This window comes from Pseudomonas sp. NPDC079367, assembly GCF_044542195.1.
Lineage (GTDB): Bacteria > Pseudomonadota > Gammaproteobacteria > Pseudomonadales > Pseudomonadaceae > Aquipseudomonas.
On record NZ_JBITTW010000040.1, the window covers coordinates 35,817 to 57,402 of the forward strand.

The 21,586-nt window shown below is 59.3% G+C and carries 22 protein-coding genes and 2 pseudogenes; 8 read left to right on the plus strand and 16 right to left on the minus strand.

Annotation, left to right across the window (positions count from 1 at the left end; genetic code table 11):
• The first annotated feature begins 162 nt into the window (after positions 1-162).
• Together ACIGDJ_RS23445 and ACIGDJ_RS23450 are read left to right on the plus strand one after the other, a co-directional pair.
• The gene (locus tag ACIGDJ_RS23445) at positions 163-747 is read left to right on the plus strand and encodes a hypothetical protein (protein ID WP_101158706.1); all 585 of its coding nucleotides are present in this window, start codon (positions 163-165) and stop codon (positions 745-747) included.
• Between the two features lie 66 nt (positions 748-813).
• Positions 814-2,127, plus strand: coding sequence for a sorbosone dehydrogenase family protein (locus tag ACIGDJ_RS23450; protein WP_101158705.1), 1,314 nt, complete (start codon positions 814-816; stop codon positions 2,125-2,127).
• Between the two features lie 130 nt (positions 2,128-2,257).
• On the opposite strand, the gene ACIGDJ_RS23455 is transcribed toward ACIGDJ_RS23450, so the two are convergent.
• The 5 genes from ACIGDJ_RS23455 to ACIGDJ_RS23475 all read right to left on the minus strand — a co-directional run bounded on the left by ACIGDJ_RS23455 (position 2,258) and on the right by ACIGDJ_RS23475 (position 6,885).
• Entirely contained in the window at positions 2,258-2,794 is a 537-nt protein-coding gene (locus tag ACIGDJ_RS23455; protein WP_101158749.1) for a C40 family peptidase, read from the minus strand.
• A gap of 215 nt (positions 2,795-3,009) precedes the next feature.
• The gene (locus tag ACIGDJ_RS23460; protein WP_016773699.1) at positions 3,010-3,627 is read right to left on the minus strand and encodes a C40 family peptidase; all 618 of its coding nucleotides are present in this window, start codon (positions 3,625-3,627) and stop codon (positions 3,010-3,012) included.
• Between the two features lie 180 nt (positions 3,628-3,807).
• Positions 3,808-4,512, minus strand: a complete 705-nt coding sequence (hda, locus tag ACIGDJ_RS23465) for a DnaA regulatory inactivator Hda (protein WP_101158704.1) — start codon at positions 4,510-4,512, stop codon at positions 3,808-3,810.
• 206 nt (positions 4,513-4,718) lie between these two features.
• The gene (locus ACIGDJ_RS23470; RefSeq protein ID WP_101158703.1) at positions 4,719-5,792 is read right to left on the minus strand and encodes an AI-2E family transporter; all 1,074 of its coding nucleotides are present in this window, start codon (positions 5,790-5,792) and stop codon (positions 4,719-4,721) included.
• Positions 5,793-5,826: 34 nt separating this feature from the next.
• On the minus strand, positions 5,827-6,885 hold the full coding sequence (locus ACIGDJ_RS23475) for a DUF2066 domain-containing protein (RefSeq protein ID WP_397479691.1): 1,059 nt from the start codon (positions 6,883-6,885) through the stop codon (positions 5,827-5,829).
• Positions 6,886-7,258: 373 nt separating this feature from the next.
• Between ACIGDJ_RS23475 and purM the strand changes: the two genes are divergently transcribed.
• The 3 genes from purM to ACIGDJ_RS23490 are packed head-to-tail and all read left to right on the plus strand — an operon-like array spanning position 7,259 to position 9,689.
• Positions 7,259-8,317: a phosphoribosylformylglycinamidine cyclo-ligase gene (gene purM / locus ACIGDJ_RS23480; protein WP_397479690.1), complete on the plus strand. Its 1,059-nt coding sequence runs from the start codon at positions 7,259-7,261 to the stop codon at positions 8,315-8,317.
• Positions 8,317-8,967 (plus strand): phosphoribosylglycinamide formyltransferase, encoded by a 651-nt coding sequence (gene purN, locus ACIGDJ_RS23485; RefSeq protein ID WP_397479689.1) that lies wholly within the window; start codon positions 8,317-8,319, stop codon positions 8,965-8,967. Before purM ends, purN begins: the two co-directional genes overlap by 1 nt.
• 8 nt (positions 8,968-8,975) lie before the next feature.
• Positions 8,976-9,689: a DUF3108 domain-containing protein gene (locus ACIGDJ_RS23490; protein WP_101158699.1), complete on the plus strand. Its 714-nt coding sequence runs from the start codon at positions 8,976-8,978 to the stop codon at positions 9,687-9,689.
• Between the two features lie 163 nt (positions 9,690-9,852).
• On the opposite strand, the gene ACIGDJ_RS23495 is transcribed toward ACIGDJ_RS23490, so the two are convergent.
• The 3 genes and pseudogenes from ACIGDJ_RS23495 to ACIGDJ_RS23505 all read right to left on the minus strand — a co-directional run bounded on the left by ACIGDJ_RS23495 (position 9,853) and on the right by ACIGDJ_RS23505 (position 12,662).
• Entirely contained in the window at positions 9,853-10,716 is an 864-nt protein-coding gene (locus ACIGDJ_RS23495) for a methyl-accepting chemotaxis protein (RefSeq protein WP_371918380.1), read from the minus strand.
• Positions 10,708-11,478, minus strand: a pseudogene (locus tag ACIGDJ_RS23500) (MCP four helix bundle domain-containing protein); the annotation flags it as partial. The gene ACIGDJ_RS23495 and the pseudogene ACIGDJ_RS23500, both read right to left, overlap by 9 nt.
• A 137-nt stretch (positions 11,479-11,615) precedes the next feature.
• On the minus strand, positions 11,616-12,662 hold the full coding sequence (locus tag ACIGDJ_RS23505) for an amidohydrolase family protein (protein WP_101158697.1): 1,047 nt from the start codon (positions 12,660-12,662) through the stop codon (positions 11,616-11,618).
• 129 nt (positions 12,663-12,791) lie between these two features.
• Between ACIGDJ_RS23505 and ACIGDJ_RS23510 the strand changes: the two genes are divergently transcribed.
• Complete coding sequence (locus tag ACIGDJ_RS23510; RefSeq protein ID WP_101158696.1) at positions 12,792-13,208, plus strand: OsmC family protein; 417 nt, start codon at positions 12,792-12,794, stop codon at positions 13,206-13,208.
• A gap of 61 nt (positions 13,209-13,269) precedes the next feature.
• Positions 13,270-14,133 (plus strand): pirin family protein, encoded by an 864-nt coding sequence (locus ACIGDJ_RS23515; RefSeq protein ID WP_101158695.1) that lies wholly within the window; start codon positions 13,270-13,272, stop codon positions 14,131-14,133.
• A gap of 143 nt (positions 14,134-14,276) precedes the next feature.
• Here the strand turns inward: ACIGDJ_RS23515 and ACIGDJ_RS23520 are convergent, their stop codons facing one another.
• The 4 genes from ACIGDJ_RS23520 to ACIGDJ_RS23535 form a co-directional block, all read right to left on the minus strand.
• Positions 14,277-15,005 carry a dienelactone hydrolase family protein gene (locus tag ACIGDJ_RS23520; RefSeq protein WP_101158694.1) on the minus strand — a complete coding sequence of 243 codons (729 nt, stop codon included), beginning with the start codon at positions 15,003-15,005 and terminating at the stop codon, positions 14,277-14,279.
• A gap of 69 nt (positions 15,006-15,074) precedes the next feature.
• Positions 15,075-16,979, minus strand: coding sequence for a molecular chaperone HtpG (gene htpG, locus ACIGDJ_RS23525; RefSeq protein WP_101158748.1), 1,905 nt, complete (start codon positions 16,977-16,979; stop codon positions 15,075-15,077).
• Positions 16,980-17,060: 81 nt separating this feature from the next.
• A complete protein-coding gene (locus ACIGDJ_RS23530; RefSeq protein WP_042607592.1) occupies positions 17,061-17,513 on the minus strand; it encodes a PaaI family thioesterase in 453 nt (150 codons plus the stop codon).
• Positions 17,510-17,986: a PaaI family thioesterase gene (locus tag ACIGDJ_RS23535; protein ID WP_397479688.1), complete on the minus strand. Its 477-nt coding sequence runs from the start codon at positions 17,984-17,986 to the stop codon at positions 17,510-17,512. The genes ACIGDJ_RS23530 and ACIGDJ_RS23535 overlap by 4 nt, the downstream gene beginning before the upstream one ends.
• A gap of 158 nt (positions 17,987-18,144) precedes the next feature.
• On the opposite strand from ACIGDJ_RS23535, the gene ACIGDJ_RS23540 reads away from it, so the two are divergent.
• Entirely contained in the window at positions 18,145-18,381 is a 237-nt protein-coding gene (locus tag ACIGDJ_RS23540; RefSeq protein WP_007959016.1) for a hypothetical protein, read from the plus strand.
• Between the two features lie 63 nt (positions 18,382-18,444).
• Here ACIGDJ_RS23540 and ACIGDJ_RS23545 read toward each other — a convergent pair whose 3' ends face one another.
• The 4 genes and pseudogenes from ACIGDJ_RS23545 to ACIGDJ_RS23560 all read right to left on the minus strand — a co-directional run.
• The gene (locus tag ACIGDJ_RS23545; RefSeq protein ID WP_101158692.1) at positions 18,445-18,846 is read right to left on the minus strand and encodes an MAPEG family protein; all 402 of its coding nucleotides are present in this window, start codon (positions 18,844-18,846) and stop codon (positions 18,445-18,447) included.
• Positions 18,846-19,583: a DUF599 domain-containing protein gene (locus ACIGDJ_RS23550; protein WP_101158691.1), complete on the minus strand. Its 738-nt coding sequence runs from the start codon at positions 19,581-19,583 to the stop codon at positions 18,846-18,848. The genes ACIGDJ_RS23545 and ACIGDJ_RS23550 overlap by 1 nt, the downstream gene beginning before the upstream one ends.
• 205 nt (positions 19,584-19,788) lie before the next feature.
• Entirely contained in the window at positions 19,789-21,102 is a 1,314-nt protein-coding gene (gene brnQ, locus ACIGDJ_RS23555) for a branched-chain amino acid transport system II carrier protein (RefSeq protein ID WP_101158690.1), read from the minus strand.
• Positions 21,103-21,463: 361 nt separating this feature from the next.
• Positions 21,464-21,565, minus strand: a pseudogene (locus tag ACIGDJ_RS23560) (succinate--CoA ligase subunit alpha); the annotation flags it as partial.
• Positions 21,566-21,586 lie beyond the last annotated feature (21 nt).

Here is a 21,586-nt window from a genome sequence, read left to right on the forward strand (position 1 = left end):
TTAGAGGGTTGGGGGTGGAGCGTCAATTGAAGAGGCGCTTTGCGAGCGAATAACCGCCGCTGATCAATTGTGCAGCGGCAATCTTGTGCCAGACTGTGACAAATGATATCAAAGAGCCATGCTTTTCTCGAAAAGCCCATCACAATAATAAGGATGACGACGATGCAAGGCATGATCATCAGCAACCCGCGCCTGGAATTTCTGCGCCCGGTGCTGGAACGCTGGTTTGACTGTATCGATCGCTACAACAGCGTGCGCGGCGACAACGACACGCCGTACTGGCACGACGAAAAAGCCAACCTCGGTTTGCTCTCGGCAGCAGCATGGCTGGCCGAAATGGTGACCCTGAGCGACACGGCCACGCGCAAACAGAACGAAGAAGGCGAGCGTAACGCACGCGCTGACCTGCTTATAGCCGGCGCCGAAGATCGCGCGTTCATTCAGGCCACGCAACGCTGGCCACGGGTCAACAACCTCAACCTGACCCAGGCCCTGCTCGACATCACCGTTGATGCCAAGCGCATCAGCTACGCCAGTGATCTCAAGCTCGGCTGCCTGTTCGTTGCCCCGCAAAAAGCCCAGCACAGCGCCAGCCCCGAAGAACTGCAGGACATGGTCGACGACCTGCAAAAAGAGCACACCTGCGCGGTGGCCTGGTATTTCCCCTATGCCTATCGCAAATTGCACAACGACGCAGGCAACTATCACCCCGGCATCGCCGTATTGCTCAAAGAAGCCCGCGGTTGAGCAGTTGAACCATCGGGCCTGCGCCCTCCTCTATGATTAGGAATGCATTCATAGGGAAGATCAGCAATGCGCAAGGCCCAACTCGCTCTTATCATCGCCGTCGCTGGCGGGCTCGCCGCCTGCGGTGAAACCTCCAGCCTGCAAGTCTCCGACGGCACCGGCCCGTCACCGAAGCTGCCCGAACCGAACAAGACGCTGATCCCGACAGTGAACATCGCCCCCGCAGTGGGCTGGTCGGAGGGTGCAAAACCGACTGCTGTGGCCGGCACCCAGGTCGCCGCATTTGCCGAAGGCCTCGATCACCCGCGCTGGCTCTACGTGCTGCCCAACGGCGATGTGCTGGTGGCGGAAACCAACGCGCCGCCCAAGCCCGATGACAGCAAAGGCATTCGCGGCTGGGTGATGAAAAAAGTCATGGGCAAGGCCGGCGCTGGCGTGCCGAGCCCGAACCGCATCACCCTGTTGCGTGATGCCGACCACGATGGCGTCGCAGAAACCCGCACGGTGTTCCTGCAGAATCTCAATTCGCCATTTGGCATGACACTGGTCGGAAACGACTTGTACGTGGCCGACACCGATCGCCTGCTGCGCTTCAACTACGAGCCGGGCGCCACCGAGATCAAGACCCAACCGATCAAAGTCGTCGACCTGCCCGGCGGCACGTTGAATCACCATTGGACCAAGAACGTCATCGCCAGCAAGGACGGCAGCAAGCTCTACGTCACCGTCGGCTCGAACAGTAACGTCGGCGAAAACGGTCTGGATCAGGAAGAAGGCCGCGCAGCGATCTGGGAAGTCGATCGCGCCACCGGCAATCACCGGATCTTCGCCTCAGGCATCCGCAACCCCAACGGCCTCGCCTGGGAGCCGACCAGCGGCGCGCTGTGGACGGCAGTCAACGAGCGTGACGAAATCGGCAGCGACCTGGTGCCGGATTACATCACTTCAGTTAAGGACGGCGGTTTCTATGGCTGGCCGTTCAGCTATTACGGGCAACACGTCGACGTGCGGGTCAAACCGCAAAACCTCGACCTGGTGGCCAAGGCCATCGCTCCAGACTACGCCGTCGGCCCGCACACGGCTTCGCTGGGCCTGACCTTCGCCGAAGGCAACCGCTTGCCGGCGCAATTCAAGGAAGGCGCGTTCATTGGTCAGCACGGCTCCTGGAACCGCAAACCGCACAGTGGCTACAAGGTAATTTTCGTGCCGTTCAGTGGTGGCAAACCGACTGGTCAACCGGTGGATGTGCTGACCGGTTTCCTCGACAAGGACGAGAACGCGCTGGGCCGCCCGGTGGGCGTGGTGATCGATCAGCAAGGTGGCTTGCTGGTGGCAGATGATGTCGGGAACAAAGTGTGGCGAGTGACGGCCAGCAAATAACTCCGACCTTTACCTGATCCAAAAATGTGGGAGCGGGGTTGCTCGCGAAAGCGGCAGATCAGTCAATATTTTATTGAATGACACACTGCATTCGCGAGCAGCCCGCACACTTTGGTTTCTCAGGTTTGATTTACGGGTTATGCGCCAACTGCCCCGGCTGCAACACCCGCTTGGCGCTCAGATACGCCTTCTGCCAGTAAGCCTTCGACAGGCTGTCGAGTTTGACCGTACCGCCCGTTGCCGGTGCATGCACGAAACGCCCCTCACCCACGTAAATCCCTGCATGACTGACTTGCGAGCCGCCGTTTGTGGCGAAGAAGATCAGGTCGCCGGTCTGCAAGCCTTCCTTGCCGACATTCGGCGCCTGCATGACGATCATTTCGCGGGTCGAACGTGGCAGGGAGATCCCTGCCGCATCGCGGTAGACGAAACCGATCAGGCCGCTGCAATCGAAGCCGGAATCCGGCGTATTGCCGCCCCAGCGATACGGCGTACCGACCAGGCCAAGGGCGCGGAACAACACGTCTTCAGCAACAGGGGAAAAATTTTGGGAGGGAGCGAACACGATCGGTGCGCGAACCACGGGGGCTGGCGGCGGCGTGCGACTGGCGCAGGCGCTGAGCAGCGCGGCGCAAAGGATCAAGGTGAGGCGGGCCGACATCGTCATAAGCAGAACATCCTGATCTGGCTGCGGCTTTTTCTGCCGAATGGACAGAAACAAAACCGCCTGCGTCATCACGCAGGCGGTTTGCCATCAATATAGATTCAGGATTCTAGCGGCTACGCGGCAAACTTCAAGTAAGACTTTAACTTCACCTTGTAAAGTTTAGGTCTACTCCGTTGCCGTGCCGTTTTGTCGCCGCGAACGCAGCGACATCGGGATTACTTGCGAGCGGTGACCACGGTCGGCGCCATGGCGAGTGCACGCTTGGCTTCGATGAAGGTCTTGCTCCAGTAACTATCACCCAGGCTGTCGATGCGAACACCGCCGCTGCGACGACTGCTGGAGTGAATGAACTGGTTGTCACCCAGATAGATCCCGGCGTGGCTTACACGACCGCGACGACCGTTGGTGGCGAAGAACAGCAGATCGCCCGGCTCAAGGTTACTGCGCGAAACCAGCGGCGCATCAACGTTGATCATTTCGCGGGTGGAGCGCGGCAGGTTCATGCCCGCCTCTTCGCGGAAGAGGTAACCGATGAAACCGCTGCAATCGAAACCGGCCTCAGAGGTACCGCCGAAACGGTAACGGGTGCCGATCAGGGACATGCCGCGCTCGAGGATGCTGTCAGCCAGGACAGGAAGCTGATAAGGCTTGCTGCCGTTGAACTGGTTGAGTTCTTTTTCGGTGTCCAGCTCTTCCTGGTAAATAACGGAAGACTGGGCAGTAGCAGAATTCTTGACCTGTTGCGGCGGCTCTTGAACCGGAGAATGAGCAGCACAACCGAATAACAGGGTAACGAGTGCGAGAGGCACGAGGGGTGCGAAGCGCTTTAGCATGGGCACGACCGTGGCTGGTAGTTGTAAAGAAGCCGAGACTATGCCCGCTATCGAACCCATTTGCAAATTCAATCGAACTTTATGTGACTTCCCGGTTTCGCGTTTACATCTAAGTGCGTCACCCGGATCACACTGCTCAAGTGGATTTTCTGGCGCCTGAAAGCTGGCAAAAGCCCACCATTACCAGCCCAGCGTCTCTTTGAGGAAAGGAATGGTCAGCTTGCGTTGCGCCTGCAACGAAGCCTGATCGAGCTGTTCCAGCAAATCGAACAGCGCACTCATGCTGCGCGTACCGCGAGTGAGAATGAAGTGCCCGACCTCATCGGTCAGGTGCAGACCGCGACGCGAGGCACGCAATTGCAGCGCACGCAATTTATCTTCATCGGAAAGCGGGCGCATCTGGAAGATCAGCGCCAGAGTCAGACGTGATTTCAGGTCAGCCAGCTTCACCGGCAATTCGCGCGGCGAAGTGGAGGCGGCGATCAGCAGGCGCCGGCCGCTGTCACGCAGACGATTGAACAGGTGAAACATCGCTTCTTCCCAATCCGCCTTGCCGGCAATCACCTGCAAGTCGTCGAGACAGACCAGTTCGTATTGTTCGAGGTTGTCGAGGATGTCGACGCCGCGGTCCATCAACTCGGCCAGCGGCAAATACACCGCCGGCTCGCCCATCTGCTCGAAGCGCAGGCACGCTGCCTGCAACAGATGCGTGCGCCCGACGCCGTGTTTGCCCCACAGGTAGATCAGGCTTTCTGTCCACCCGGCGTCGGCTTCGCACAGACGCTCCACATAGCCGAGTGCAGCGGCATTGGCGCCTGGGTAGTAGTTGATGAAGGTGGCGTCGTCACGCAGACGCACACCTAGGGGCAGCTGAATCGGTTTCATGCTGACTGAACAGTTCTCAAAGGAACCGTTAGTGGCCTCTGTGTAAAGTTGGCGAAGTTTATACCCGCGAGGCTGAGCGCACAATGCGACAGACTCCAAGCAAAATCAAAGGTTTGCGTTAACGCACTACTTTTGTGACAGTTTCTCTGGCGCCCTCGTTAGCACGATACGGGCCTGCTTGGCCAAGCGCCGGGCCGCCCGCACCATCACAGCTCGGGTTCGTCGACGCCGCTGTAGATCCCGGAATCCTTGTACAGATCATGCACATGGCGCACCAACACCATGATCACCGCCGCCACTGGCAACGCCAGCAGCACGCCGGTAAATCCGAACAGTTCACCGCCAGCCAGAATTGCGAAAATCACCGCCACCGGGTGCAGGCCGATACGGTCACCAACCAGCAACGGCGTCAGCACCATGCCTTCCAGCGCCTGTCCGACCATGAATACCGCGACAATCCCGACCATCGGATACAGATCGCCACCGAACTGGAACAACCCGGCGATCAGCGCCGCGCCAATTCCGATGACAAAACCCATGTACGGGACGATGGCCGCGAGACCGGCAATCAGGCCGATCAACAACCCCAGCTCCAGGCCGACGAGCATCAGACCGGCGGCGTAGATGACGCCCAGCGCAACCATCACCAGCAACTGGCCACGGACGAATGCGCCGAGTACTTCGTGGCACTCACCCGCCAGCGACACCACGCGCTCTTCGCGATCGCGCGGCAGCAGGCTGCGGATCTTGCCCATCATCACATCCCAGTCACGCAGCAGATAAAAGCTCACCACCGGAATCAACACCAGGTTCGCCAGCCAGCCGATCAGCGCCAGACTCGATGCCGTTGCCTGGCTCAGCACCACGCCGACGATGTCGGTGGTCTGGCCCATGTGCTCGCTGATCGCAGCCTTGACCTTGTCGAACTTCCAGAAACCGTCCGACAGCCCCAGCTTCGCTTGCGCCCACGGCACTGCGGTGTGCTGCAACCAGTCGAGCATTTGCGGCGCCAGCTCGTACAGGCGCAGCAACTGCTTGGCGAGCATCGGTACCAGCACCAGCATCAGAGCGGTGACGATCAACGTGAACAAGGCAAACACGGCGATCACACCCCAGGTTCGCGACAGACCGAGCCGTTCCAGACGATCGACCAGCGGATCGAACAGATAAGCCAGCAACAACGCGACCAGAAACGGCGTGAGGATCGGGTGCAGCAACCATACAAATGCGCAAAGCAGGACCACCCCACCGAGCCAGAACCAACGCCGCGTATCGGCCATTTACCACTCCTGATGCTTCTATATAAAGAAAGACTTACCAGCGAAACCGCAACGACGACGCCGCTGCTGCAGGGGTAGGCGCAGCAACCGCCGGCGCACCTTCCACTGTTGGCTGCGCAGGCGCCACTGGAGCCGGCGCTTCGGCCGGCAGCTCCTGCAATTTCGCCAGCGACAATTGCGCGCGCAACTGATCGGCACTGCCATTGACCCGATAGACGATGCGATCGCCCTGCACGCTTTGCAGACGCACGCCGAACGGTTCGAGTAACCGCAGCAGCGCCGCATAATGTTCCAGATTCATGCCCTGCACTTCCAGGGTCTGCTGACCCGAGACGCCGGGCTTGGCGACAAATCGCGGCGCCAGACGCTCGGCCACCGCCAGCATCACTGCATCGGCAATGGCGGCCTGATCGGCGCCCTGCACACTGCCGGCCTCTTTCTGATCACCGAGCCACAAGCGCCACTTCGCCTGCCACTGCCCGCCCTCTTCGCGAGCATGCACCGCCAGCAGGGCGTCCGCGTTGTAGCGATCCGAAGCACTGCGCAGGGGCGCGGGGTCAGCGCTCTCCAGCGCCGGCGCGGTGGCCACCAGTTGCTCGCTGAGATCCGCCAGGGGCAAACGCAGCGGCAAACCGCGATGCTGCGCCGCCGTGCGCAATGTTGCGCCTGCGGCCTGGCCGTCGCCGACCAGACTCGCGCCTTCGGTCGAGTCGTTCAGCCACCAGCCGAGGATCGACGGTCGGCTGGCGCCCCACATCGGCAGTCCGGCCCGGCGCAAGGCCTGCTCGGTGGTCGCCGGATCAAAATCGACTTTCAGCACTTCCGGTGGCCCGGCGTCAAAACCGAACTGGCTGATGATCTGCTGCGGATCCTTGCGAATCGGCGCCAGCCCCGGGTTCTGCGCGGCTTTCGGATCGCCGGTCAGGCGCAGCACCAAGGTGTCGAGCGCCGCCTGCGTGGCGCGATCACGCTCTTGCGGCGCCTGGCCGCTGACCGGTTGACGCACCTGATAGAGACCTTTGAGGTTTTCGGCATGACTCGCCAGGCTGACCAGTGTCAGGCAGCCTACAAATAACAATTTACAAAAACGCATGGAAAATTCCCGTCGACAGGAGCGGCTGGAACACGCCGCGTGAACCGTTTGAGCAAGGCTGTGACCCCCACCCCTGGCAAAACATTCACGCAGTGGCGGTAAGTTTTTGCACAGTCCTAACGATAGACGGTTAATCGCCACACCTTATACAGGCAGTCATAGCCTGCGATTGCAAAAAATTTCCGCCGATATGGCCCTGCCCGTCGGTGCGAGGATGGCCGCTGCCCCTCAAGCCTGATAAAATCGCGCGCCTTCGCAGACCGGCAACAGCCGGGCCCCTCGAAACTCGCGTGAGGCGATCGCCCATCGAGTTCGATGTTCCCGCTGAACTCGGTCGTTACCCCCTGAATCCCCTCCCCTAAAGGCCTGGATCATGAGCAAGCAACCCTCCCTGAGCTACAAGGACGCCGGTGTAGACATCGACGCCGGTGAAGCATTGGTCGAACGCATCAAGAGCGTCGCCAAGCGCACTGCGCGCCCGGAAGTCATGGGCGGCCTGGGCGGTTTCGGCGCCCTCTGCGAAATCCCGGCCGGCTACAAGCAGCCAGTGCTGGTGTCCGGCACCGACGGCGTCGGCACCAAGCTGCGTCTGGCGCTGAACCTGAACAAGCACGACAGCATCGGCATCGACCTGGTCGCCATGTGCGTCAACGATCTGGTGGTGTGCGGCGCCGAGCCGCTGTTCTTCCTCGACTACTACGCCACCGGCAAACTGAATATCGACACCGCTGCCCAGGTTGTGACCGGCATCGGCGCTGGCTGCGAACTGTCGGGTTGCTCGCTGGTTGGCGGCGAAACCGCTGAAATGCCAGGCATGTACGAAGGCGAAGACTACGACCTGGCCGGCTTCTGCGTCGGCGTCGTGGAAAAAGCGGAAATCATCGACGGCTCGAAAGTCGCCACCGGTGACGCCCTGATCGCCCTGCCATCGTCCGGCCCGCACTCCAACGGCTACTCGCTGATCCGCAAGATCATCGAAGTGTCCGGCGCCGACATCGAAAACACCCAGCTCGACGGCAAACCGCTGACCGACCTGCTGATGGCCCCGACCCGCATCTACGTCAAGCCACTGCTCAAGCTGATCAAGGACACTGGCGCGGTCAAGGCCATGGCGCACATCACCGGTGGCGGCCTGCTCGACAACATCCCGCGCGTACTGCCAAAAGGCGCACAGGCTGTAGTTGACGTGGCCAGCTGGACTCGCCCGGCCGTGTTCGACTGGTTGCAAGAAAAAGGCAACGTTGATGAAACCGAGATGCACCGCGTATTGAACTGCGGCGTCGGCATGGTCATCTGCGTGGCTCAGGAGCACGTCGAAGTTGCCCTGAACACCCTGCGTGACGCCGGCGAGCAGCCTTGGGTCATCGGTCAGATCGCCGTGGCCGCCGAAGGCGCTGCGCAGGTCGAGCTGAAGAACCTCAAGGCTCACTGATGCCGAAGCCCTGTGATGTCGTGGTGCTGTTGTCCGGCACCGGCAGTAACTTGCAGGCTCTGATCGACAGCACGCGGACCGGCGAAAGCCCGGTCCGCATCGCTGCGGTGATTTCCAACCGCGCCGACGCCTACGGCCTGCAACGCGCCCGCGACGCGGGTATCGCCACCCGCTCGCTGGATCACAAGGCATTCGAGGGCCGCGAGGCCTTCGATGCCGCACTGATCGAACTGATCGACCAATTCAACCCCAAACTCGTGGTACTGGCCGGCTTCATGCGCATTCTCAGCGCTGATTTCGTGCGCCACTACCAGGGTCGCCTGCTCAACATCCACCCGTCACTGCTGCCCAAATACAAAGGGTTACACACTCATCAGCGTGCGTTGGAGGCCGGCGACACGGAACATGGCTGCTCCGTGCACTTCGTCACCGAGGAACTCGATGGCGGACCACTGGTCGTACAAGCAGTATTACCGGTAGAGTTGCACGACACGCCGCAGAGTCTGGCGCAACGAGTCCACGTTCAGGAACACCTGATTTATCCGATGGCGGTACGCTGGTTTGCCGAAGGCAGGCTGACACTCGGTGAACAGGGTGCTTTACTCGACGGCCAGCTGCTCGCCGCCAGCGGCCACTTGATTCGACACTAGGAGATATTATGCGTCGCGCCCTGCTCTTCGCTTGCGCTCTGCTCGCCCTGCCCTTCGCGCAGGCAGCGGACCTTCAACCGTTCTCCGCCAGCTACACCGCCGACTGGAAGCAGCTGCCCATGAGCGGCACCGCCGAACGCAGCCTGACCAAGGAAGCCAACGGTGTCTGGAAACTCAGCTTCAAGGCGTCGATGATGATCGCCAGCCTGACCGAAGAAAGCACCCTGAAGCTGGACAAGGACACCCTGCTGCCACAGTCCTACCACTTCGAACGCGGCGGTCTGGGCAAAGCGAAAAAGGCTGATCTGGACTTCGACTGGGCCAACAAACTGGTGACCGGTACTGACCGTGGCGATGCGGTGAAGATCCCGCTGAATCGCGGCATGGTCGACAAATCGACCTATCAACTGGCGCTGCAGCACGACGTCGCCGCCGGCAAGAAAAGCATGAGCTATCAGGTCGTCGACGACGGCGAAGTCGATACCTACGACTTCCGTGTGCTGGGGTCGGAAAAGGTCGACACCAAGGCCGGCCAGATCGACGCGATCAAGGTCGAACGCGTGCGCGACCCGACACAAAGCAAGCGCATCACCGTGCTCTGGTTCGCCAAGGATTGGGATTACCTGCTGGTGCGTCTGCAACAGGTCGAGACTGACGGCAAGGAGTACAACATCATGCTCCAGGACGGCACGGTCAACGGCAAGGCTGTCAAAGGCAGCTGATCCTGCTGCTGGACCTAAAGAGCCCCGCGAATGCGGGGCTTTTTATTTGCCCTGTAGGAGCTGACGAGTGAAACGAGGCTGCGATCTTTTGACCTTGATCTTGAATCAACATCAAAAGATCGCAGCGTGCCGCAGCTCCTACAGGGTCGCGCCGCCTGTTCACTCAGACAGAAAACCGCGCCACCATTCCATTCAGATCCACCGCCAGGCGCGACAAATCCTGACTCGCCGCACTGGTCTGATTAGCCCCCGCAGATGTCTGCATGGCCAGATCGCGGATGTTCATCAGATTGCGATCCACCTCGCGCGCCACCGCTGCCTGCTCTTCCGAGGCACTGGCGATGACCAGATTGCGCTCGTTGATCAAGGTAAACGCCGAAGCGATTTCCTCTAGCGCCGAACCTGCGCCCTTGGCCAGCTCCAGGGTCGAACGTGCCCGTGCGTTGCTTTGCTGCATCGAGTTGACTGCCGAATCGGTGCCCTGCTGAATCCCGCCGATCATCTGCTCGATTTCCTGAGTCGACTGCTGGGTGCGATGAGCCAGCGCCCGCACTTCATCGGCAACCACTGCAAAACCACGCCCGGCATCACCGGCGCGCGCCGCTTCGATGGCGGCGTTGAGGGCGAGCAGATTGGTCTGTTCGGCGATCGAGCGAATCACGTCCAGCACTTTGCTGATGCCATGAACCTTTTGCGCCAGCGCCTCGACCTGCGCGGCATTATTGGTGACATCGCCGGCGAGAAACTCGATCGACGTCACCGTCTGCTGAACTTGCTCGCGCCCTTGGCGGGCGATGCGGTCGGACTCACGGGAGGCTTCGGAGGTCGCTACGGCGTTGTTCGCCACTTCTTCCACCGCCGCTGTCATCTGGTTGACCGCAGTGGCGGCCTGTTCGATTTCCTGACTCTGCTGGTGCAGACCCCGCGTAGCGTCTTCGGTGACGCTGCTGAGTTCTTCGGCTGCCGAGGCCAATTGCGTGGACGACTCAGAAATGCGGCGGATGGTATCGCGCAGATTGTGCTGCATGCTTTTCAGCGCCTGCAGCAGGCGCGCCGGCTCGTCTGCGCCAGCGATGTGAATGTCGCCAGTCAAATCGCCGCTGGCGACGACCTCGGCCACGCTGAGCGATTGCGATAATGGCACGACAATGCTGCGCGTCAGCAGCACTGCCAGCCCAACGGTAATCAGCGCGGCCATGGCGATCATCACCCCGACCCACACCCGCGACTGGCTGAAGACCGCCCGTGCAGCCTCGGTGGCCAGATTGGCATTGTGTTTATTCATCTCGACCAGATCGCGCAGAGTCACGGCAATCTCATCGGCCAGCGGGCTCATCTGATCATTGAGGATCGCCGAAGCCTCAGCGACCCGATTCTGCGCCGACAGCTGTAGGACTTGCGCCTGCAGCTCCAGATATTTGTGCTCGGCAACCTTGAAGCGATCGAACAGCGCGCGCTCCTCGGGCAACGCGATCAGAACGTCATAGCGCTGCTGCGCTTCAGTCAAGCCGCTGCGCAGCTCGTTGAGCTTGGTGACGTTCTGCTCCAGAGCCTTGGCATCGCGGTTGAGCAACAGGCGCATGGTCAACGCGCGCAGACGCAGCATGTCCTGACTCATCTCCCCGACCGCCATTACACTCGGCAGCCAGTTGTTGTCGACTTCATCGGACTGCGCACGCATGTTCGACATTTGCAGCAAGGCGAACGCCCCAAGGGCAAACACCATCAAGGCCAGCAGGCCGAAACCGAGACCGGCGCGCGGGGCAATATTGAGACTACGGATATTCATCACTCTGGCTCCTTCCAAAAGCGCTGCGTCAGCCTGCAGCGGGTTGCTTTAGAAGGTATCGGCATTGTCTGGAAATTACGTAAGACGAAAAGGCGATAGGCAGACGAGCGGCGAGTTCGAACCCTTGGGCTGACGGCTCAGCGCTGCTCAGCGGGTTTGCCTGTTTCGCGCGGCAATGTCGCCAGGAAATTATCCCGCGCGACTTTGCGCGCTACCCCTTCCGGTAGCGCATCGAGGAACGGCTTGTAACTGTGCATTTCCTGACCGAGTTTGTTGAATCGTCCTACTACGTCAGAGCCAAGCATGAAGCGCTCGGGATATTTCTCCACCAGCGCCAGCCATTGCGCGCGCGGCTTGCCCTGCTCGTCCAGCAGGTACGGCGTGAGCATGCTCCACGACAGATCAATAAACAGATTCGGATAGGCTTCAAGCATGCGCGTCAGAGTGGGTAACAAGAAAGGCAATTGCGTCTGATGCCGATGAATCTCGGCGCTGGTGCCGGCGTGCGCCCAGATGAACCGCGTGTGCGGATGATTGCGCAGCGGCTCTTCGACTTCCTGCAGATACAGCGGATTTTTCTCACGCTTTGAAGTGATGTTGGAGTGCAGCATCACCGGCAGATCGTTTTCAGCGGCGAGGTGATAGATTTTGGTCATTGCCTCGTTGTTGGCTCTAGGTGTGTCGCCGGAGGTCAGCGCGGTCAGATCGTCGTGCCGGGTAAACACCTCGCCGATGCCTTGCCACAACCCTGGATACAGGTCGAGCATGCGCTGAATGTGCGCAGCGGAATTCTTGTCGTTGGGATTGAAGCCGGACAGGAATGGATGAAAGTACGGACGCTGCTCTGGCGCGAGTTTTTGCACCGCGTCGGCAATGATCACATCCGTGGCGCTGTACCAATAGGCATCGGCGTCATCGCCGGCGTAATAGCGCGGGCGCTTGGGTTCGTCTTCATGCCATTTCTTCGCCACGGGAATGCCGGAAATCATCACGTGTTCGATGGCATTTTCCTTCATGGCCGTAAGCAATTTCTGCATACCGGCGCTTTCCTGAAAGAAATCCACGTAGTGCAGGTGCGCATCGCTGTAGGTGTATTCGCGGGCGCCTACATTGCCGGCGAATAGCAGCAGGCAGGCAAGACTCAAACGAGACAAGGACACAAGTAATCTCCGGCAGATGGGCATAGCCTAGACCGCGCCCGAACGATAAGGGTTCATCCCTGCCGAAAAGCGGAACGCCCACTGTCGGGAATGCTCTATAACTGCAAGGTCTGTTTTGATCGCACGCTTTTTCCTGCCGCCCGTGAGGTTTCCATGACTGTTACCGTCAATACCGTCTCTGCCGAAGGTTTTCGTCATACCGTCCAGATCGATGACCACGAATTCTTTGCCGACGTACCGAAAACCGCCGGTGGTGAAGGCACCGCGCCAGAGCCACACGACTACTTCGACGCCGCCCTCGGCGCCTGCAAAGCGCTGACGCTGAAGATGTACGCAAAGAAAAAAGACATCCCGCTGACCGGCGTGGGCGTCGAAGTGAAGCGCGACAACAGCGAAGAGCACAAAGGCAAATACGCCCTGCATGTGACCCTGACGCTCAAAGGGGTACTCACTGACGCCCAGCGCGAGGAACTGTTGCGAGTCGCTGATCGCTGCCCGATTCACAAGCTGATGACCACCAGCGAAGTCAGCATTGAAACCCACGCCCCACAAGGCTTCGACAGCCAATAGCCCTCCCGATGCCAGCGGCGGGTTATGCTTCTGGCATCTCCCGCTCAGCCTGGAATGCACCATGGACACGCCACTCCTGATCATCCGCCCGCGCGCCGAAGACGTTGAAGGCCAGCCGATCCTGCGACCGCTGCCGTCAGCCAAATGCCGCAACGTCGGGCCTTTCGTGTTTTTCGACCACATGCTGGAAACGATTTATCCGACGGGCAAAGGCATGGACATCCGCCAGCATCCGCACATCGGTCTGTCGACGCTTACCTATCTGTTCGAAGGGCAATTGCAGCACAAGGACAGTCTGGGCTCCGACCAGGTTGTCAGCGCCGGCGATGTCAGCTGGATGACCGCCGGCAGCGCCATCGCCCACGTCGAGCGTACGCCTGCGCCACTGCTCGCCGAGACCTTCACCCTGCACGGCCTGCAGGTGTGGCTGGCCTCCCCCAAGAAACACGAGCAGGGCCCGGGCCATTACAGCCATCACCCGGCAGTGACGCTGCCGGTCAGCGATCACCTCGGTGTGCAGATTCGCATGATTGCCGGGTCAGGCTTTTGCCTGCAATCACCGGTTCCGGTGCTTTCTCCTACGCTGTATGCCGAACTGAAGATGCAGACTGCGACGACGCTGCTGATTCCGGCCGAACACGAAGAACGCGCGGTGTATGTGTTGAGCGGTGATGCGCAGTTGAATGGCGAGGCGATCGAGCCGCATGCACTGGTCGTGCTGCCCGCAGGCGAAGAAATGAGCCTGTTTGCTGAAAGCGATGTGCACGCCGTGGTGTTCGGCGGCGCGCCGCTGGATGGCCCGAGGCGAATCAACTGGAATTTTGTTGCCAGTGATCCGGCCGCGATTGATGAGGCCCGACGCAAATGGGCAGCCGGGGATTGGCCGACGGTGCCGGGGGAAGTCGAGCGGATCGAACTACCTTGAATTCTGTGTCGCCTGTAAGTCAGCCTTCGCGAGCAAGCCCGCTCCCACAGTGATGGAGGGTGTTTTCAGAATCCCATTAACACCACACATCTCCTGTGGGAGCGGGCTTGCTCGCGAAGAGACCAGTTCAGACGCTGAAAAAATCAGCCCTTGAACACCTCATCCAGCAAATCATGCATCGACTTGAACGCGCGCTTGGCGGTCTTTTCGTCGTACATCATCTTGCCCGGCACGTTAGCGTGCGGATCGGTAAACGAGTGCACCGCGCCGCCGTAGCTGAGCAGTTGCCAGTCGACCTTCGCCGCGTTCATTTCATCTTCGAACGCCGGCAATTGCTCCTTCGGTACCAACGGATCGGACGCGCCGTGCAGCACCAGCACCGAGCCCTTGATGTTCTGCGCATCCGCCGGGTTCGGCGAATCCAGCGTGCCGTGGAACGACACCGCCGCTTTTACCGGCGCGCCGGTGCGGGCCAGGTCCAGCGCACAGCAACCACCGAAGCAGAAACCGAACACCGCCAGTTTCGACGTATCAACCGCCGCTTCGCCCTGGCTTTGCAATTGCTCGAAGGCCACTTGCAGACGCTTGCGCAACAGCGCACGGTCGTCCTTGAGCGGCATCATCGCTGCCAGCGCCTGATCAGCATTCTGCGGACGCACGGTCTGGCCGTAGACATCCGCGATCAACACCACATAGCCCTTGGCGGCCACCGCTTTGGCGATGTCTTCAGCACCGGCGCTGACGCCCATCCAGTTCGGCGCCATCAGCAACCCCGGACGCGCAGCCTTGTGCTCGGCGTCGAATGCCAGGCGACCTTCATAGGCCTGGCCGTCAATCTGATAGACCACGGAACGTACAGTGACTTGGCTCATTTCTGACTCCTGATTGCGTAAACACCAGAACGAAAAAACCCGCCGAAGCGGGTTTTTCCTACAACGTGATCAAACCGACAGTTCAACCAGCAGCTTGTTCAGACGGCGCACGTAAGCGGCCGGATCCTTCAAGCTGTCGCCCGCCGCGAGCGCGGCCTGATCGAAGAGGATGTGCGACAGGTCGCCAAAACGCTCCTCGCTCTGCTCGCCATCGAGTTTCTCGATCAGCGGGTGGCTTGGGTTGAATTCGAAGATCGGCTTCGAATCCGGGACTTTCTGCCCGCTGGCTTCGAGGATCTGGCGCATTTGCAAGCCCAGGTCCTGATCGCCGATGGCCAGAATGGCCGGCGAATCGGTCAGACGATGGGACACGCGGACTTCAGCCACGGAATCGCCCAGCGCGGTTTTCAGACGCTCGACCAGGCCTTCCTTGGACTTGGCGACTTCTTCTGCGGCTTTCTTGTCCTCTTCAGAGTCCAGATTGCCGAGATCAAGATCACCACGCGCCACGTCGACGAAGGTCTTGCCGTCAAATTCGCTGAGGTAGCTCATCAGCCACTCGTCGATGCGATCGGTCAGCAGCAGCACTTCGATGCCTTTCTTGCGGAAGACTTCCAGGTGCGGGCTGTTCTTGACCTGCGCATAGGTTTCGCCGGTGAGGTAGTAGATCTTGTCCTGACCTTCCTTGGCGCGGGCCAGGTAGTCAGCCAGACCGACGCTCTGCTCGCCGTCGTCACCTTGAGTCGATGCGAAACGCAGCAGACCGGCGATTTTCTCTTTGTTGGCGAAATCTTCTGCCGGGCCTTCTTTCATGACCTGACCGAAGTTTTTCCAGAAGCCCTTGTATTGCTCAGGCTCGTTCTTCGCCAGTTTTTCCAGCATGTCGAGCACGCGCTTGGTCAGCGCGGTCTTCATCGAATCGATGATCGGGTCTTTCTGCAGGATTTCACGCGACACGTTCAGCGACAGGTCGTTGGAGTCGACCACACCTTTGATGAAGCGCAGGTACAGCGGCAGGAACGACTCGGCCTGATCCATTACAAACACGCGTTGCACGTACAGCTTCAGGCCTTTCGGCGCTTCACGCTGGTACAGGTCGAACGGCGCGCGAGCCGGCACGTACAGCAGCGAGCTGTACTCGAGCTTGCCTTCAACCTTGTTGTGGCTCCACGACAGCGGATTTTCAAAGTCGTGAGCAATGTGTTTGTAGAACTCCTGATATTCCTCGTCTTTGACTTCAGTGCGCGGACGGGTCCACAGGGCGCTGGCGCGGTTGACGGTTTCCCATTCAACGGCTGGAGCCTCTTCGCCTTCGGCCGGAGTGACTTCTTTCGGCAGTTCGATCGGCAAAGCGATGTGGTCGGAGTACTTCTTGATGATGTTGCGCAGACGCCAGCCATCAGCAAATTCGTCTTCACCGGACTTCAGGTGCAGGACGATGCGGGTGCCGCGCTCTGGCTTGTCGATCGTAGCGACTTCGAACTCGCCTTCGCCTTTGGACGACCAGTGCACGCCTTCGCTGGCGTCGGTGCCAGCGCGACGGCTGTAAACGTCAACCTTGTCGGCGACAATGAAGGCCGAGTAGAAGCCCACACCGAACTGGCCGATCAGGTGCGAATCTTTCTTCTGATCACCGGACAGGTTTTTCATGAAATCGGCGGTGCCGGATTTAGCGATGGTCCCCAGGTGGGTGATCACATCGTCACGGTTCATACCGATACCGTTGTCTTCGAGGGTAACGGTCTTGGCGTCCTTGTCGAAACTCACACGGATTTTCAGCTCAGCGCCACCTTCGAGCAACTCAGGCTTGGCCAGGGCTTCGAAGCGCAGCTTGTCGACAGCGTCAGAGGCGTTCGAGATCAATTCGCGAAGGAAAATTTCCTTATTCGAATACAGCGAATGGATCATGAGGTGCAGCAGCTGCTTTACCTCGGTCTGGAAGCCCAGGGTTTCCTTTTGAGTTTCCACACTCATGGTCATCAAACTCCAATCAGATGGCAGTGGCCGCGACCCGAGTGGTCGGCGGCGGGTTGTCATCTGAGTTTGGGGCGCTGTTCAGGATTTCAAGGGTTCGTCGATTTTGAAATGCGCACGGGCGGTGGCGATCGGTTCGCCCTCGGTACTCTGCCACGCCGTGACCGCGACGTTGGCCACGCGACGGCCCTGACGACAGACCTGACACCTGGCCCAAGTGTCGCGAAATTGCCCGGCGCGCAGGTAATCGAGAGAAAAATCGATGATCTTCGGCACACCCGGCGTGCCGGTGAAGATCAGCAAATGCAGGGCCGCGGCCAGCTCCATGAAACCGGCAATCACTCCGCCGTGAATCGCCGGCAATAAAGGGTTACCAATGTTGTCCTTGTTCGCCGGCAGCTTGAACAGCAGCTCATCGCCGACTCGCGAGCACTCAATACCGATCAGCCCGGCATAAGGGATCAATGCCAGCAGCGGCGCGTAATCGCCCTGCGCGTGGGCTTGTTGCAGCTGCTCCCTGAGATCGTTGCTCATTGGCTGGCTCCCTTGATCGCGCCGGCGAAGCCCTTACTGCCCTTCAGACCAACGCCCATGCGCATGAAGGTGCCGACGACATGAGCGATTGGCTGCTCGGGATCGTCCTGGTAGGCAAAGCCTCGGGCGAAGATCACGTCGGTGGTGACGCGGTAGCACTGGGCAAAGCCGTACACGGCTTTGTGCGGTTCGGCGGCGTGCATGTAGTCGATGCGCAGATCGAGGGTCGGACAGACTTCGAACTCCGGCAGCACGCACAAGGTCGACATACCGCATGCGGTGTCCATCAGCGAAGTGATGGCGCCACCGTGGATGACTCCGGTTTCTGGATTGCCGACGATTTTTTCGCTGTAAGGCAGGATCACCGTCAGACCTGCGCTCGAGGCACTGTGCACCTGCAGACCCAAGACCTGACAGTGACGCAATGCCGATAAAAAGCGCGTCGCGCGCTCAAAAACGGGGTTTACGGCCATGTGATAATTACTCGCGTTTGGGCCTTGTGCCAGTAGTGAGAAAAACGGCAAAAGTTCCGTGATAAAACAAACTTATATATCTGAAACAAATGAGGAACTTAACCCGTAGCGCCGAGTTCTTAAGGCCAGTAGTTATTTTCCATAAGGAGATACACCCCATGCGTAAGACTTTAGCTATTGCCTTGATGTTGACCGCTTCCCTCGGTCTCGCTGCCTGCGATAAAAAATCCGAGGACAAAGCTCAAGATGCCAACCAACATGCTGAGCAAGCTCAGCAAGACATGAACAAAGCTCAGGATAAAGTGAACGACGCAGCAAAAGAAAACGCCGAAGCTGCCAAAGCTCAGGCTGAATCGAACGCCGCTGCTCAAGAAGAAGCCGCCAAAAAGCAATAAGCTTTCTGGTGTGAAAAGAAAACCCGCCAAGTGCGGGTTTTCTTTTGTCTGCGATTTACCGGTTTATAGCAACACGGTTCTAAAAGTCGGACTAATCATCAACGACAACGAACAGACAAAGCCAACTAGCCACATCAGGCTGCGCAACTTCGGCAGGTCGGCCAGATAGAACCACAGATACAAGATCCGCGAGATCACGAAGATGATCGCCAGCGCATCGATCAGCCAGCCTGCGGTTTGCGTGGTGTGCGCCATCAGCACACCGACGGCGAACAAAATAAACGCTTCGATGCTGTTCTGATGGGCCGCCAGCGCCCTCGCACCGAACCCGGTCAATTGCGCCTGTTGCTGCCGCGGCAAATGATTGTCATACCCTCCCTGTTCCTTCATGGCCTTGGCCACCGGCATGCGCGCCACGTAGATCAATAAAGCACTGATAAACACACACCAGAACGGAATACTCATCAAACAGCCTCTTTGTTTGTCTCAGGGACGGGCGCCTCTGTAGGGGTATAGACCATGACATCGAGAACGTCGGAATGAAACTCCCGGCGATACAACACCACCACAACTCCCGCGCTCATGATCATGAACAACCACGGGCTGACGAACCACGCCAGCATGCTCATGCCGAAGTAGTAGGAACGCAGGCCGAAGTTGAACTGGTTGGCCGCCATCGAAATCACCCGTGCCGCACGCGAAGCGAAGGCCTTGCGTTCCTGCTCGGTCACTTGACGCTCACCGATCATCGGCGCTGAACCGACCAGAATCGCCGCAAAGTTATATTGGCGCATGCACCAGCTGAACGTGAAGAACGCATAGACGAACACCAGGGCCAGACACAGTAATTTGATTTCCGACATGCCCTGCGAAGCCTGCTGCACCATCGGAATATCTGCCAGCAACGATACCGCCCGCTCCGACGCCCCGAGTACGGTGAGAATACCGGCGAGGATGATCAGCGTGCTGGAAGCGAAGAACGAGGCGTTACGTTCCAGATTGCCGATCACGCTGGCGTCGGCGATCCGGTTGTCACGCAGCAACATGCGGCGCATCCAGTCTTCGCGGTAAAGGTGCAACACGCTGGCCAGACATGCCGTATCGCGCGCCTTCCAGGTGGCGTAACGGGTGTAGCCGCCCCAGCAGATGACAAACCAGACGGCGGCGAGCAGGTGGATGAGATTGGCTTGGATGAACGACATGCAATTCCTTGTGATGAGGCGCGGTACATCGGAAAAACCTGTGGGAGTGATCAAGCTCGCTCCCACATGCAGACCAGGCAACTCTTTCGACGTTAGCTCAGCAAAAAAGACACTGCCTCACGCGCATAAAAAATGCCCCGTATCGATTGATACGGGGCATTTCTGTTTAACCGTGCCGAACCCACTTGTGGCGGGTCAAACCACGTCAGGCAGTGGCTTCGCTGCGCTTGCCGAGCAGGCGGTCGCAAACCACGGCCACCACCAGAGTCATCACGCACGGCACCAGCCACGCCAGACCCTGCTCGCTCAGCGGCAGGTGGGTCAACTGAGCCGGCATCCGCTCGGCCAGACCGGCGCCCTTCAACGCGTCGATGGTGCCGAACACGAATGACACCAGCATCACCGGGCCAAGAATACGCCCGTGCTCATGCCAGAAATCCTTGCAGAAGCTCAGCGCGACCAGAACGATGCACGGCGGATAGATCGCCGTGAGCACCGGAATCGAAAAGGCGATGAGCTTGGTCAGGCCGAGGTTGGAGACCAGCAGCGAGAACGCTGCGAGGATGATCACCAGAGTCTTGTAGGACAGAGGCAGCACACGGCTGAAATATTCAGCGCAAGCACAGGTCAGGCCGACCGCCGTGACCAGACACGCCAACGAGATCAGCACCGCAAGGAAACCGCTGCCCAGCGAACCGAAGGTGTGCTGCACGTAAGCATGCAGCACCGCCGCGCCATTGGTGGCACCGACCGCGACTTCGTGGCTGCCGGAACCGAGGCGGAACAGGCTGACGTAGACCAGTGCCAGACCCACGCCGGCGATGAGCCCGGCGATGATCGCGTATCGGGTGATCAGTGCCGGCGACTCGACGCCACGGGAGCGAATCGCGTTGACGATGACGATGCCGAATACCAGCGCGCCCAAAGTATCCATGGTCAGGTAACCATTGATGAAGCCCTGGGAGAACGGTGCAGCGACGTATTCCGGTGTGCCGTGACCGATGTCACCCGCCGGCAAGGCGAACGCGGCGATACCCAGTACTGCCAGCGCAATGATTTTCAGCGGTGCGAGGAAACGGCCCACCGTATCCAGCAAACGCCCAGGGTAGAGCGAAATGAAGAATACCAGCAGGAAGTACACCGAGCTGTAGAGGAACAGCGCCAGCGGACTCTCGCCGGTCAACGGCGCCAGACCCACTTCGAAGGAAACGGTCGCGGTACGCGGAGTGGCGAACAGCGGGCCGACAGCCAGATAGCACGCCGCCGCGAGGATGCCGCCAGCGATTTTGCCGATCGGGCTGCTCAACGCATCCATCGCGCCGCCAACTTTGGCCAGCGCCACTACAGTGACCACCGGCAAACCTACAGCGGTGATCAGAAAGCCCAGCGCAGCCATCCACACGTGGGGGCCGGCCTGCAAGCCGACGATCGGCGGGAAGATGATGTTACCGGCCCCGACAAACAGGGCAAACGTCATAAAACCAAGCGCCAGGATGTCCTGACCTTTCAAAACTTTCATTAAGGTAATACCACACTACTGAAATCGGAATTTAGAGGGGGATTGCCCTGTTGGATTAGGGAAATGCTGTCGATCCGTATGGGACTGACCCTTAAAGCGCGTAGCTGCCTTGTGGGCGGCGGACGCAAAAATGGCTGCTAGCCTAACGAATCTGGCTTGCAAACGCACTGTTGGAGGGCGAACTATCCGATACGCGACGTTTCAGTGTCGCGTTTACATAAGAAAAGCAGCTGCAAGCTACAAGTTTTGAGCTGCAAGCTTCCATCTTGCAGCTAGCATCTTGAGGCTTGCCGCTGCTCTGAAACGACAAAGGCCACCCGAAGGTGGCCTTTGTTGCTGGAGCTAAAAAGTCAGCCGAAGCTTACTTCTTCACTTCCCAGCCAGTCAGCTCGGCCAGGGCCTTGCCGATGTCTGCCAGCGAACGCACGGTTTTTACGCCTTCTTCTTGCAGAGCAGAGTATTTCTATTTTTCTTTGGATTTGCG